The organism is Mycolicibacterium lutetiense (assembly GCF_017876775.1).
GTDB lineage: Bacteria > Actinomycetota > Actinomycetes > Mycobacteriales > Mycobacteriaceae > Mycobacterium > Mycobacterium lutetiense.
This window is the reverse complement of sequence record NZ_JAGIOP010000002.1, coordinates 1,299,329-1,312,434: the sequence shown is the minus strand read 5'-3', so window position 1 is coordinate 1,312,434 and position 13,106 is coordinate 1,299,329. Positions and strand designations below refer to the sequence as shown.

The following is a 13,106-nucleotide window of genomic DNA, read 5'->3' as shown; positions in this document are numbered from 1 at the left end:
TCTAGATGATCGTGTAACCGAGCGCGGCGAGCGTGCGGGCCACACTTCTGCCGTCCGCGCTGCCCGGGAGTTTCTCGGTGCTGTCGATCTGCAGCCCTTCACCGACGACGCCGTACAGCTCGGTGGACACTGGATCGTCGGGCTCGGGCGGCTCGATCCGGCCGTCCGGGTAGATGTATTGCGCACCCATGGCCCACGACTGTCGTGACGCGGCGACGACGTTGTAGCCGTGCAACGGTGGGCTCACGTGATAGAGCTCCATGTCGCCCACCGCGAACAACTTCATGATCCGGTCCGTGTGCGGGACGGATCCCACCAACCTCGCGATGCCAGTGTTCACCGCTCAAATCTAAGGGCCGGCCACTGGGTGCCGGCGCACCAAATCGTCTGTCCGCAGTCAGTGCGGGACGGCGACCTGCGGCGGGGTGGTGAACGGCGGGGTGGCCTTCGGGATCTCGGGCGTCGTCGGCGGCGTCGTCGGGGTTTCAGTGTCACCGGCGGGGCGTTCCGGCTCACCCGTTATCGTCTCGCCGATCGTCATCTGCGGGATCGTGACGTCTTCTTCAATATTCGGCACAGGTATCCCCGAGCCGCATGACGCGACCACCGCCGACACGACGACCGCTCCGCAGACGGTCGCCACTTGCTGCAGGTATCGAGTCGTCACCTCGTCACCTCCCCGGCTTGAATCCACCGCTTGTCCAAGTCGACTGTAGGACGCCGGCACCCGGCCCTGGCCCGATTACACGCATTGGGCCACCACGTCAGAGAGTCGCTACGAACCCAGCCGTGCCGCCACGCTGACGACCCGACGGGCCAGGTGATCGAGCGCATCGTAGGTGGCGTCGTCGAATTCGCCGATGTTGTCGTGATTGGCGATCAGGCTCGCGCCGTACGGGTTGCCGTCGACGAACTTGAGCGGGTCGGTGTACCCGGGCGGCACGATGATCCCGCCCCAGTGCATGAGCGTGACGTAGAGCGTCAGCAGCGTGGTCTCCTGACCGCCGTGGGCAGTATTGGTCGAGGTGAATCCGGCGTAGACCTTGTCGGCCAGCTTGCCCTCCGACCACAGCCCGCCCAGCGAGTCGAGGAAACTGCGCAACTGCGAAGCGACCGAACCGAATCGGGTGGGGGAGCCGAAGATCACCGCATCCGCCCACACGATGTCGTCACCGGTGGCCGCGGGTAGATCCTTGGTGGCTTGGTAATTGGCGGCCCAGGCCGGATTGTGGGCGAAGGACTCCGGATCCCGGGTTTCGGCGACGGGGCGCAACCGCACCTCGGCACCCGCGGACTCGGCGGCGGCGGTGACGCGCTTGGCCATGGTGGTGCCGTGCCCGGTAGCGGAGTAGTAGATGACGGCGACCTTGGGCTGAGTCATGGTTTCAGCTTAGGCAGGTCCACGATCCCGAACTCGCGTTTCAGCACCGTGCGGGCCGCGTAGAAGCCGGCCATCCCGTGCACACCACCGCCGGGCGGCGCGGCCGACGAGCACAGGTAGGCCTTGGGGATCGGTGTGGTCCATGGGTCGAGCCGTGGGGTGGGGCCCAGCAAGGCGCTGGCCATGTTGTTGCCGCCGACACCGATATCCCCGCCGACAAGATTGGCGTTGTGTTCATCCATCCGGGAAGCCGGCACGCTGCGCACCGCGACCACCAGATCTCTGAAGCCCGGGGCGAACCGTTCGATGATGTCGGTCACGGTCGCGGCCATGTCGAGCGTCGAATTGTTGGGTACATGCACGTAGGTCCACATCGGGCGACGACCGGCGTCGTCGACGCGGGACACGTCGGCGATGTGGGGGAGCGCGGCCAGCACCATGGGCCACTCGGCGTGACGGCCCGCGGCGATCTCGGACTCGGCCAGTGCCATCTGCGCTCGGCTACCGCCCAGATGCAGCGTCGGCGCCTGGGCCAGACGCGGGTCACGCCAAGGAATCTCGCCGCTCAGCACGAAATCGACCTTCGCGACCCCGGGTCCGTAGGAGTAGCGGGTCAACGCCCGGGCGTAGCGAGGCGGCAGGGTCTTGCCGTAGATCGACAGCAGTGCGGTCGGTGCGGTGTCGTAGATCACCACGCCCGACGGTGGTTCGGTGACCTCGTGTCCGAGAACCAGTTCACCGCCGTGTGCGGTGAGATCGGTGATCAGCGCATCGGGGATGGCTTGGGATCCGCCGATCGGGATCGGCCATCCCACCGCGTGCCCCAGTGTCGCCAACATCAACCCGGCGCCTCCCGAAACCAGCGAAGGCATAGTGGAAATCGTATGTGCGGCAACGCCACTGAATAGTGCGCGGGCGTCCTCGCCCGCCAGTGACCGCCACAACGGGGTGCCCTGGGCCAGGAGTCGGGGTGCGACGCGCACCGCCGCACCCAGCGACGGGGGGATCGACCGCTTGTCGCCCAGGATGAGGCCCACCACGCCATCGCAATCGGCCGCCAGCGGGCCGAGCAGTCGTCGCCAGGAATCTCCCGAGTCCAGTTCGGCACAGGTGCGCTCGATGTCGCGGTAACCAATCGCGGCGGGCCGGTCGGTCAGCGGGCTGGCGTACGAGATCTCGGGGACCGCGAGTTTCACCCCGCGGGCCTGCAGGTCGTAGGCGGCGAAGAACGGCGACGCCAGCGCCAGCGGGTGGACCGCGGAACAGATGTCGTGGCTGACCCCGGGGAATTCCGGGTCTCCCAGGGTGCGCGCGCCACCGCCCGCGGTGGGCTGCGCTTCGATGACGCGTACCGACAATCCGGCCCTGGCACAGATGACGGCCGCGGACAGACCGTTGGGTCCGCTGCCGACGATGGTGACGTCCACGCCCATCAGTACACCGCACGCGGTTCCGCTGTGGTAGGGCGCACACATTAGGCTGTCCGCGTGAGTCTCCCCGTTGTTTTGATTGCCGACAAGCTCGCTGAATCGACCGTTGCCGCCCTCGGTGACCAGGTAGAGGTCAGGTGGGTTGACGGTCCGGACCGCGAGAAGCTGCTCGCTGCCGTGCCCGAGGCCGACGCGCTTCTGGTGCGCTCCGCCACCACGGTGGACGCCGAGGTCATCGCCGCGGCCCCCAAACTCAAGATCGTTGCCCGCGCGGGCGTCGGCCTGGACAACGTCGACGTCGACGCCGCGACCGCCCGCGGGGTGCTCGTGGTCAACGCGCCGACCTCCAACATCCACAGCGCCGCCGAGCATGCCCTCGCCCTGCTGCTGTCCGCGGCCCGGCAGATCCCTGCCGCCGATGCGACGCTGCGCGATCACACCTGGAAGCGCTCGTCGTTCTCCGGTGTCGAGATCTTCGACAAGACGGTCGGTGTCGTCGGCCTGGGCCGCATCGGGCAGCTGGTCGCCCAGCGCCTGGCCGCCTTCGGCGCCCACATCGTCGCGTATGACCCCTATGTCTCGCAGGCCCGTGCAGCCCAGCTCGGCATCGAGTTGCTGCCGCTCGACGAGCTGCTCGGCCGCGCCGACTTCATCTCGGTGCACCTGCCCAAGACCAAGGAGACTGCCGGCCTGCTCGGCAAGGAGAACCTGGCCAAGACCAAGCCGGGCGTCGTCATCGTCAACGCCGCCCGCGGCGGCCTGATCGATGAGCAGGCCCTGGCCGATGCGATCAACAGCGGCCACGTCCGTGCCGCCGGCCTGGACGTCTTCTCCACCGAACCGTGCACCGACAGCCCGCTGTTCGAGCTGCCCCAGGTTGTCGTGACCCCCCACCTGGGTGCCTCGACCGCCGAGGCGCAGGACCGGGCCGGCACCGATGTGGCCGCGAGCGTGAAGCTGGCGCTGGCCGGCGAGTTCGTGCCCGATGCCGTCAACGTGGGCGGCGGGGCCGTCGGCGAAGAGGTGGCGCCGTGGCTGGATCTGGTGCGCAAGCTCGGCCTGCTGGTCGGCGCCCTGTCCGATGCGGCTCCGGTGTCGCTGTCGGTGCAGGTGCGCGGCGAGCTGGCGTCCGAGGACGTCGAGATCCTGAAGCTGTCGGCGCTGCGTGGGCTGTTCTCCGCGGTGGTCGATGAGCAGGTGACGTTCGTCAACGCCCCGACCCTGGCCGCCACCCGCGGGGTGACCGCCGAGATCAGCACTGCCACCGAGAGCCCCAACCACCGCAGCGTGGTCGAAGTACGTGCCGTGCACGCCGACGGCAGCGCGCAGACCGTGGCGGGCACGTTGAGCGGGCCGCAGCTGGTCGAGAAGATCGTCCAGATCAACGGGCGCAGCTTCGATCTGCGTGCCGAGGGATTCAACCTCATCGTCCACTACAGCGATCAGCCCGGCGCACTCGGCAAGATCGGCACCCTGCTGGGCGGGGCGGACGTCAACATTCTGGCCGCGCAGCTGAGCCAGGACGTCGACGGCGACAACGCCATCGTGATGCTGCGCCTGGATACCGATGTGCCCGAGGATGTGCGCGCCGCGATCACCGCCGCGGTCGCCGCCACGACGCTGGAAGTGGTCGACCTGTCATGAAACTCGCTGTAATCGCCGGCGACGGCATCGGTCCCGAGGTCATCGCCGAGGCACTGAAGGTGCTCGACGCCGTTCTGCCCGGTGTGGACCGGACCGAGTACGACCTGGGCGCGCGCCGCTATCACGCGACCGGGGAGACCCTGCCCGAAGGGTTCGTCGACGAGCTCAAGGGTTACGACGCAATCCTGTTGGGCGCCATTGGGGATCCCTCCGTACCGAGTGGCGTGCTCGAACGCGGCTTGCTGCTCAACATGCGATTTGCGTTGGACCATCACGTGAACCTGCGGCCGTCGAAGTTGTTCCCCGGGGTTTCCAGCCCGCTGGCCGGCAACCCGGAGATCGACTTCGTGGTGGTGCGCGAGGGCACCGAAGGTCCCTACACCGGAACCGGCGGCGCGATCCGGGTGGGCACCCCGCACGAGGTTGCCACCGAGGTGTCCACCAACACCCGGTTCGGTGTGGAGCGAGTGGTGCGTTTTGCGTTCGAGAAAGCCCGCGCGCGACGCAAACACCTCACGCTGGTGCACAAGAACAATGTGCTGGCGTTCGCCGGCTCGCTGTGGAAGCGCACCGTCGATGAGATCGGTGCGGAATACCCGGACATCGAGACCGCATACCAGCACATCGATGCCGCAACCATCCACATGGTCACCGATCCCGGCCGCTTCGACGTGATCGTCACCGACAACCTGTTCGGCGACATCATCACCGACCTGGCGGCCGCGGTCTCCGGCGGTATCGGCCTGGCCGCCTCGGGCAACATCGATGCGACGGGCACCAACCCGTCGATGTTCGAGCCGGTGCACGGCAGCGCGCCCGACATCGCCGGGCAGGGGATCGCCGATCCGACCGCCGCGGTGATGAGCGTGGCGCTGCTGCTGACCCACCTCGGCGAGACCGATGCAGCGGGGCGGGTCGACAAGGCTGTCAGTGAGCACCTGGCCACCCGCGGCGACGCTGCGTTGTCGACCGCCGCGGTCGGCGAGCGGATCCTGTCCCTGCTGTAAACGCTGAACCGGCGGCTCTGCCTCAGTCCTCGTCTCTGGTGTCGTGTCCGTCCCGACGGGCCAGCCGGACGAGTTGCCCGGCAGGGCCGTCGAGTTGGCGCGGAGGTCGCCACACCGCGCGCAGCGAGCGGGTGAGGTCGAGCCCGGCCACGTCAACCAGGCGCAAATCCCCTGCTTTGACCTGGTCTGCCACGGTGAGTGAACTCAGGACGGCGGGCCCGACGCCGTTGAGGACGCTGGTACGGATCGCCGCGCCACTTCCCAGTTCGAGCAGGGGCGGGGCGAGCTCGTAACCTTCCAGCGCGATCTCGAGCGTGGTACGGGTACCTGAACCGGGTTCGCGTACCAGCAGTGGCGTCGCGGCGAGTTCGGCAATCGTCAGGGGGCGTCGCCGGCGTGCCCACGGGTGGTCCGCGTTGACCACGAGTACGAGGCGGTCCCGCGCGACGGTGAGTGAATGGACGCCGCGCGGCACCTGCGGAGATTCGATGAACCCGACATGACAGGTTCCGGCAGCGATCCGGGCGAGCACCTCGGTCGAATTGTGGACCTGCAGATGGATGTTCACGGTCGGGTTCTCTTCGCGGAACTGCCCGAGCCATCGGGGCATCAGGTGCTCGGCCACCGTCATGCTGGCCGCGACAGTCAGTTCGGCAGACCGTTCCACCCGTAAACCCTCTGCGACGTCGAGCAGCCGATGGGCGGTACGCACGATTTCTCGCGCCCAGTGCGCCACCACAGTGCCCTCCGCGGTCAGCGTCGATCCGGTGGTGCTGCGCTGTAGCAGCGGTACACCGAATCTCCGCTCCAATCGTTTGATGGCGCGGCTCGAATTAGGTTGGGCCATACCGACTTTACGACTGGCCTCGCTGAGGCTGCCGTAATCATCCACACAGACCAGCAACTCGAGTACATCCAGATCCGGGAGCCGGGACATATGTCGATGATATGCCATGTCCGAACAGATAGATCAGATTGATATGGCCGCTATGTAAAATGGGGTGCTACCGGCGGGTTCACATGTGCTGGACGCTGGACGTGTGAAGAGCGCACAAGAAAGTCACCCGAGCCCGAATGTGCTGTCGGCCCCACCGGCCGCCGCAGTGGCGGGACTTGCCCCTGGCCTCACGGTGTGCGCGATCGGTACCGCGGTCGCCCTGGCAGTGAGCAAGCTCGTACCGGCGGTCAGTCCGCTCCTTGTGGGCATCGTTCTGGGCGTCATCCTGGCGAACATCGTGAACGTGCCGCAGCAGCTGGCCCCCGGGCTGCAGTTCTCTTCCAAGCGACTGTTGCGGGTCGGCGTGGCGCTGCTCGGTCTGCAGTTGATGATCGGTGACATTTTCAAACTCGGCTGGGGAGTGATCGTCATGGTCGTCGCCATCGTGGCGCTGGGTATCGGCGGCACGATGCTGATGGGCAGATTCCTCGGTCTCAGCTGGACTCAGCGGCTACTGATCGCGTGCGGTTTTTCCATCTGCGGGGCCGCCGCGGCCGCGGCCGTCGACGGTGTCATCGACGCCGAGGAGGAAGAGGTGATCACCGCGGTGGCGTTGGTCGTCATCTTCGGCACCCTGATGATCCCGGCGATTCCGTTGCTGTCCAACCTGATCGGGCTCAGCGACCATCAGGCCGGACTCTGGGCGGGTGGTTCGATCCATGAGGTCGCCCAGGTGGTTGCCACCGGGAGTGCTATCGGCAGTGCGGGACTCGGCGCCGCCGTGGTGGTCAAGCTCGCCCGGGTGCTGATGCTGGCTCCGGTGATGGCCGTGGTCAGCGTGCGGCAACGACGGCTGGCGCGCGACGAAGCCGGCAGCGTCCGGCCACCGCTGGTGCCGCTGTTCGTGATTGCCTTTCTGGCCTGCGTGACACTGCGATCGACGGGACTGGTGCCCGCCGGACTCCTGGCTGAAGCGAAGGTCGTCCAGACCGCACTCCTGACGGCCGCGATGTTCGCTCTGGGTGTGGGCGTCCACTTCACGACCCTGCGCAAGGTCGGCGTTCGCCCCTTCGTGCTGGCGACGGTCTCGACGGTGTGGGTCGCCGTCATCGCCCTGGCCGGTGTGGTGCTGATCGGGAGCTGACCAGGTTGGTGCGGTCAGCGGCGATGAATATGCCGCTGACCGCAGGTCTATCCAATAACTGAGCCAATCAACCCATCGGGAGCATGACATGGGCGTCATCGATATCGAACTGTTCACCACCCTGGACCTCGTCGGGCAGGCACCGGGTGGCCCCGACGAAGACCCCGACGGGTTCCCGTTCGGTGGTTGGCAAGCGCCGCTGATCGATGAGGTCTCCGGAGCGCAGGTCGACACCGCATACCAAGGAACCGACGCACTGCTGCTCGGCCGCCGGACCTATGACATCTTCGCCGCGCACTGGCCGGGCCAGGATGATGAGTTCGGCACGCTGTTCAACAGCATTCCGAAATACGTGGCGTCCCGTGGCGCACCGGCACTTTCGTGGTCGGGGTCCACTTTGGTGGGGCCGGACCTGGTGAGCGCGGTGCGAGACATCCGGGACCGCCACCAGAAGGTCAAGGTCGTCGGGAGCCTGAACTTTGTGCAAACGCTGCTGCGCGAGAAGCTCTTTGACCGGATCGATCTGTGGGTGCACCCGATCGTGCTCGGCGTCGGGAAGAAGGTGTTCGACGGTGGCGCCGTGCCGACCAACGTCGCACTGCTGCAGCCGCCGGTCGCCAGCCCGGGCGGGATCGTGTACCTGCAGTACGGGCTTGTCGACGGGGTGCCCGGGACGGGGGACATGGGTGAACAGTCAGCGGGGTAAGCGGCTCATCGGGCCGGTCGCTCTTCATCCATCGGGTCAGCCGGCACGAGCGGCACCGCCAACAACGGCAACAACGCACACACCGCGAAAGCCGCCGGGTATCCGGCCACACCGATCAGCGCACCGAACAACGGTGCCGAGCTGGCCGTCGCCAGGTGCTGACTGGTGTTCTGGGTGCCCAGCGCGCGTCCACTCCAGAACGGTCCGGCGATCTCGGCGATCGCCGTGAACGCCAAACCGTTGTCGGACACCGTGATCACCGACGCGATCACGATCAGCGCAACACTGACCGGCGAACCCAGCCAATCGGTGAGTGCCAGCAGGCCCATCGTCGCAGCCGCGGCCAACGCGATGGCCCGGATGGGCCGTAGGCGTAGCCCAACCACATCGGACCACCGGCCCGCGGCGATCCGCCCAGCGGCGCCCAGTAACTGGGCCACGGTGACCAGTGTGCCGGCCGACGCGGCAGACCAACCCCGATCGCTCATCAGCCACACCAGGGTGAACGTCCAGACCAGGCCCTGGGGAACCACCAGCAGCACCGACACGGCATGGATGCGCCACAACACGTTCGAGCCCCGGTAGGGGTTGGCCAGGTGTTCGGCCGGCGCCTCATGACGGGGCGGTCGTGGTGGATCCAGTACTCCCACAGCACAAATCGCCGCGGACAGGACGCACAGGATGGCAGGGAACAGCAATGCGATTGCCACGCCATGGGATTCGGCCACGCGTGGAATGACCAATGCGCCCAAGCCCACGCCCAAGGGCGTTGCGGTCTGCCGGATTCCCATCGCCAGCCCACGTTGCTCGGGCGGAAACCAGCCGACCACGACCCGCCCGCTGGCCGAATTGCTGCTGGCCGCAGCCATTCCACCCAGCAGTAGGAACACCCCGACCATCACCAGGGAATCCGCGGAAGCCGCGCCGAACGCCGCTGCGGCAGTCAAGACCGAGCCCACCGTCAACACGATCCGTTCGCCCACCCGGTCGACGACGTAGCCCCACGCGATCAGGGTGAGGACGAGCCCGAAGCTCGGCATCGATGACAGCAGACCTGCTTTGGCCAGATCCAGACCGTGCTCGGCGTGCAGCGTTGGAATCAGAAACGCCGCGCCGTTGATGAATACGTTGGCGCAGGTGGTGGCCGCCAGTGCGATCGCCAGCATCGACCAGCGGCGGAACGTGCTGATCGACGAAACGGGCATGGGTGCATCGTTCCACGGCGTCCCAAGATATTGAACTTTGATTCCACAATATGAGACACCGCACGCGTGCAATACGCTGTGCCCGTGAAACTGTGGCCGGCGGTAGCCGTCGTGATGATGTGTGGATTCGTGGTCCTACCCACCGCGTCGGCGGCCGAGCCGGACTGGTCCGGCTTGGATGTCCGTCACTACGACGCGCCGATTCCTACCCCCGGCAGCCTGATCGAGACCGCTCCGCTGGATCCCGCGCTGTCGGTTCCGGGTGCGCAGCGTGCCTACCGCATCCTCTATTCAACTGTCGATCAGCACGATTCACCGGCTGTCAGCACCGCGGCGGTGTTCATTCCACATGGCCAGGCGCCCCAGGGCGGCTGGCCGACGATCGCGTGGGCACACGGCACCGTAGGACTCGGCGACGATTGCGCTCCCTCGGCGCAGCCGCGCAGCGGTCGGGATGTCGAATACCTGACGCACTGGCTCGACCAGGGTTACGCCGTTGTCGGCTCCGACTATGCCGGGCTGGGCACCCCCGGCCTGATGAGCTACCTCAACAGCGTGGCCACCGCGCACAGCGTCGTCGATTCGGTGATCGCCATGCACCAGATGGATCTGCCGTTGTCACCGAGATGGGCCATCGTGGGCCAGTCGCAGGGCGGCGGCGCCGCGGTCAACAGCGCGCGCTGGGCCACCGAATTCAGCCGCGGCACCGGGCTGGACTACCGCGGCGTGGTGGCGACCGGGACACCGTTCAATGTCGAGGGCATCGTCAAGCAGGCCGGGCCGGACATGGCGCTGCCGCCGAACACGGGACCCGCGGCCAACAGCTACACCGGTTACATCCTGGCCGGGGTGCGGGAGGCTCGGCCCGATCTCGACATCGACAGCGTGCTCACCCCCGCTGGGCTGGACGCGGTCGCCAAGGCGGAGACGCTGTGCAAGCCGCAACTCGACCAGCAGCTCACCGGTATGACGCCGATCGCGTACTTCCGCGCGCCACTGGCCAGCCTGCCCGGGCTGACCGAGGCGCTCGACGCCTACCTGGGCACGCCGACCAGCGGCTACGACCGGCCGATCTTCCTCGGCGTCGGACTGCTGGACCGCGATGTCCCGCCGAACATGTCGCAGCAGCTTGCCGATCAGCTACGCGCCAACGGCCAGGACGTCACACTCAAGGTCTATCCCGACGAGGATCACTCCGGCACCGTGCTGGCCTCGGTCCCGGACTCCACACCGTTTCTGGCCTCGCTGTTCGACGGGCAATGACGAAAACCGACTCGGGGCGTTCACGCTGACGCTGCGCACTACCCTGGTCAAATGCGTTTAGGTCGAATTGCCAGTCCCGACGGCGTCGCTTTCGTCAGTGTTGAAGGCGACGGTGCCGATGCCGTCTGCAAAGAGATTGCCGAGCACCCCTTCGGCAACCCCACGTTCACCGGACGGAGCTGGCCGCTGGCCGACGTCCGCCTGCTGGCACCCATCCTGGCCAGCAAGGTCATCTGCATGGGCAAGAACTATGAGGCCCACGCCGCAGAGATGGGCGGGGCAGCTCCCGAGGATCCGGTGATCTTCCTCAAACCCAACACCGCGATCATCGGGCCCAACGTGCCGATCCAGCTGCCGGCCGACGCCAATCCGGTTCATCACGAGGGCGAGTTGGCGATCGTCATCGGGCGGCCCTGCAAGGATGTGCCCGCCGCGCGGGCCGCCGAGAACATCCTGGGCTACACCATTGCCAACGACGTCTCGGCGCGCGACCAGCAGGCCAAGGACGGCCAGTGGATGCGGGCCAAGGGGCACGACACCTTCTGCCCCGCGGGCCCGTGGATCGTCACCGACCTCGACCCCTCGGATCTGGAGATCCGCACCGAGGTCGCACACGGGATTGCCGGCTCGGCCGGCGAAAGCGAAGTGCGCCAGCGCAGCCGGACCTCGCTGATGATCCACGACATCGGTGCCATCGTCGAGTGGGTCTCGGCCGTGATGACGCTGCTGCCGGGTGACCTGATCCTTACCGGAACCCCCGAGGGGGTGGGCCCGATCGAAGACGGGGACACCGTGAGCGTCACCGTCGAAGGCATCGGCACCCTTACCAATCCCGTTGTGCGTAAAGGAAAGTGATGACCAGTTCAAATGTCAGGGTGAGGTTCTGCCCGTCGCCGACCGGCACCCCGCACGTCGGTTTGGTGCGCACGGCCCTGTTCAACTGGGCCTACGCCCGGCACACCGGCGGGGCCTTCGTCTTCCGCATCGAGGACACCGATGCCGCGCGTGACAGCGACGAAAGCTACGCGGCGATCCTCGACGCCCTGCGGTGGCTGGGTCTGGACTGGGACGAGGGGCCAGAGGTCGGCGGTCCGTACGAGCCGTACCGGCAGTCGCAGCGCAGCGAGATCTACCGTGACGTGATCGCGCGCCTGCTGACGGCCGGCGAGGTCTACGAGGCGTTTTCGACGCCCGAAGAAGTCGAGGCGCGGCACTTGGCAGCGGGGCGCAATCCGAAACTCGGGTACGACAATTACGACCGCGACCTGACCGACGAGCAGCGCCGGGCGTTCGCCGACGAGGGCCGCAAGCCCGTGCTGCGGCTACGCATGCCCGATGAGGACCTCGGCTGGACCGATCTGGTGCGCGGCCAGGTGAGCTTCCCGGCGGGTTCGGTGCCGGATTTCGCGATCACCCGCGCCAACGGAGATCCGTTGTACACCTTGGTCAACCCGGTCGACGACGCGATGATGAAGATCACCCACGTGCTGCGCGGCGAGGACATCATGCCATCGACACCGCGCCAGATCGCGCTGTATCAGGCGTTGATGCGGATCGGTGTGGCCGAGCAGGTGCCTCAGTTCGCCCATCTGCCAAGTGTTCTCGGCGACGGCAACAAGAAGTTGTCCAAGCGCGATCCGCAGTCGAATCTGTTCCTGCACCGCGACCGCGGCTTCCTGCCTGAGGGCCTGCTGAACTATCTGGCGCTGCTGGGCTGGGGGATCGCCGACGATCATGACGTGTTCAGCCTCGACGAGATGGTGGCCGCGTTCGATGTGGCCGACGTCAACTCGAACCCGGCGCGATTCGACCAGAAGAAGGCCGACGCGATCAACGCCGAGCACATCCGGCTGCTGACGGCAGAGGATTTCACCGCCCGGCTGCGCGCTTACCTCGACGGCCACGGTCACGACACCGGTTTGGACGACGCCGCATTCGCCGAAGCCGCGGCGCTGATCCAGACCCGCATCGTCGTCCTGGGCGATGCGTGGGGGCTGCTGAAGTTCTTCGACGACGACTCCTACGAGATCGACGAGAAGGCAGCGGCCAAGGAACTTCGCGAAGAGTCCGCACCGGTCCTGGACGCCGCGCTGAGCGCCTTGGAAGGCGTCGGGGAGTGGAACACCGCCAACATCGAGGCGGCGCTCAAGACAGCGCTTCTGGACGGTCTGGAGCTCAAGCCACGGAAGGCGTTCGGGCCGATCCGTGTGGCGGTCACAGGGGCGACGATCAGCCCGCCGCTGTTCGAGTCGATGGAACTGCTGGGAGCTGACCGCAGTCTGGCGCGGTTGCGGGCTGCCCGGGGCCGCGGGTGAGCGGCCGGTGGTGAAAAGCGCCCTAAATCTTTGGTAGTCTGCTCGTCGGTTCGAAAAGCAAAACGGGGAAGCCC

At 66.9% G+C, this 13,106-nt stretch carries 13 protein-coding genes; 7 read left to right on the top strand and 6 right to left on the bottom strand.

The genetic code is table 11. The features are described from left to right. Position 1 precedes the first annotated feature (1 nt). The 4 genes from JOF57_RS15625 to JOF57_RS15610 form a co-directional block, all read right to left on the bottom strand. Positions 2–340, bottom strand: a complete 339-nt coding sequence (locus JOF57_RS15625; protein WP_209917908.1) for a hypothetical protein — start codon at positions 338–340, stop codon at positions 2–4. Positions 341–397: 57 nt separating this feature from the next. Next, complete coding sequence (locus JOF57_RS15620) at positions 398–667, bottom strand: hypothetical protein (RefSeq protein ID WP_209917906.1); 270 nt, start codon at positions 665–667, stop codon at positions 398–400. Between the two features lie 108 nt (positions 668–775). Further along, on the bottom strand, positions 776–1,381 hold the full coding sequence (gene wrbA / locus JOF57_RS15615; protein WP_209917904.1) for an NAD(P)H:quinone oxidoreductase: 606 nt from the start codon (positions 1,379–1,381) through the stop codon (positions 776–778). Continuing rightward, positions 1,378–2,808 carry a phytoene desaturase family protein gene (locus JOF57_RS15610; RefSeq protein WP_209923393.1) on the bottom strand — a complete coding sequence of 477 codons (1,431 nt, stop codon included), beginning with the start codon at positions 2,806–2,808 and terminating at the stop codon, positions 1,378–1,380. Before JOF57_RS15610 ends, wrbA begins: the two co-directional genes overlap by 4 nt. Positions 2,809–2,868: 60 nt before the next feature. Between JOF57_RS15610 and serA the strand changes: the two genes are divergently transcribed. Next, positions 2,869–4,455, top strand: a complete 1,587-nt coding sequence (gene serA, locus JOF57_RS15605) for a phosphoglycerate dehydrogenase (RefSeq protein WP_209917902.1) — start codon at positions 2,869–2,871, stop codon at positions 4,453–4,455. Continuing rightward, entirely contained in the window at positions 4,452–5,462 is a 1,011-nt protein-coding gene (locus JOF57_RS15600; protein WP_209917900.1) for a 3-isopropylmalate dehydrogenase, read from the top strand. The genes serA and JOF57_RS15600 overlap by 4 nt, the downstream gene beginning before the upstream one ends. A gap of 22 nt (positions 5,463–5,484) precedes the next feature. Here the strand turns inward: JOF57_RS15600 and JOF57_RS15595 are convergent, their stop codons facing one another. Next, the gene (locus JOF57_RS15595) at positions 5,485–6,399 is read right to left on the bottom strand and encodes a LysR family transcriptional regulator (RefSeq protein ID WP_209917898.1); all 915 of its coding nucleotides are present in this window, start codon (positions 6,397–6,399) and stop codon (positions 5,485–5,487) included. Positions 6,400–6,502: 103 nt separating this feature from the next. Here JOF57_RS15595 and JOF57_RS15590 point away from each other — a divergent pair, with 103 nt between their 5' ends. Both JOF57_RS15590 and JOF57_RS15585 read left to right on the top strand, forming a co-directional pair. Next, entirely contained in the window at positions 6,503–7,543 is a 1,041-nt protein-coding gene (locus tag JOF57_RS15590) for a YeiH family protein (protein ID WP_307870029.1), read from the top strand. A gap of 88 nt (positions 7,544–7,631) precedes the next feature. Then, complete coding sequence (locus JOF57_RS15585) at positions 7,632–8,249, top strand: dihydrofolate reductase family protein (RefSeq protein ID WP_209917895.1); 618 nt, start codon at positions 7,632–7,634, stop codon at positions 8,247–8,249. Between the two features lie 5 nt (positions 8,250–8,254). On the opposite strand, the gene JOF57_RS15580 is transcribed toward JOF57_RS15585, so the two are convergent. Next, a complete protein-coding gene (locus JOF57_RS15580; RefSeq protein ID WP_209917893.1) occupies positions 8,255–9,454 on the bottom strand; it encodes an MFS transporter in 1,200 nt (399 codons plus the stop codon). A gap of 114 nt (positions 9,455–9,568) precedes the next feature. Between JOF57_RS15580 and JOF57_RS15575 the strand changes: the two genes are divergently transcribed. Genes JOF57_RS15575 through gltX form a run of 3 tightly spaced genes read left to right on the top strand, consistent with a single transcriptional unit; the run spans position 9,569 to position 13,032 of the window. Beyond that, complete coding sequence (locus JOF57_RS15575; RefSeq protein ID WP_209923390.1) at positions 9,569–10,717, top strand: alpha/beta hydrolase family protein; 1,149 nt, start codon at positions 9,569–9,571, stop codon at positions 10,715–10,717. 51 nt (positions 10,718–10,768) lie between these two features. After that, positions 10,769–11,572 (top strand): fumarylacetoacetate hydrolase family protein, encoded by an 804-nt coding sequence (locus JOF57_RS15570; RefSeq protein ID WP_209917891.1) that lies wholly within the window; start codon positions 10,769–10,771, stop codon positions 11,570–11,572. Next, positions 11,572–13,032: a glutamate--tRNA ligase gene (gene gltX, locus JOF57_RS15565; RefSeq protein ID WP_209917889.1), complete on the top strand. Its 1,461-nt coding sequence runs from the start codon at positions 11,572–11,574 to the stop codon at positions 13,030–13,032. Before JOF57_RS15570 ends, gltX begins: the two co-directional genes overlap by 1 nt. The last annotated feature ends 74 nt before the right edge of the window (positions 13,033–13,106 follow it).

Excerpts from the sequence above, each read along its gene's own strand:
- JOF57_RS15575 (WP_209923390.1), top strand. The coding sequence starts at position 9,569 with ATGATGTGTGGATTCGTGGTCCTACCCACCGCGTCGGCGGCCGAGCCG.
- JOF57_RS15585 (WP_209917895.1), top strand. The coding sequence starts at position 7,632 with ATGGGCGTCATCGATATCGAACTGTTCACCACCCTGGACCTCGTCGGG.
- JOF57_RS15600 (WP_209917900.1), top strand. The coding sequence starts at position 4,452 with ATGAAACTCGCTGTAATCGCCGGCGACGGCATCGGTCCCGAGGTCATC.
- JOF57_RS15580 (WP_209917893.1), bottom strand. The coding sequence starts at position 9,454 with ATGCCCGTTTCGTCGATCAGCACGTTCCGCCGCTGGTCGATGCTGGCG.
- wrbA (WP_209917904.1), bottom strand. The coding sequence starts at position 1,381 with ATGACTCAGCCCAAGGTCGCCGTCATCTACTACTCCGCTACCGGGCAC.
- JOF57_RS15570 (WP_209917891.1), top strand. The coding sequence starts at position 10,769 with ATGCGTTTAGGTCGAATTGCCAGTCCCGACGGCGTCGCTTTCGTCAGT.
- JOF57_RS15595 (WP_209917898.1), bottom strand. The coding sequence starts at position 6,399 with ATGTCCCGGCTCCCGGATCTGGATGTACTCGAGTTGCTGGTCTGTGTG.
- gltX (WP_209917889.1), top strand. The coding sequence starts at position 11,572 with ATGACCAGTTCAAATGTCAGGGTGAGGTTCTGCCCGTCGCCGACCGGC.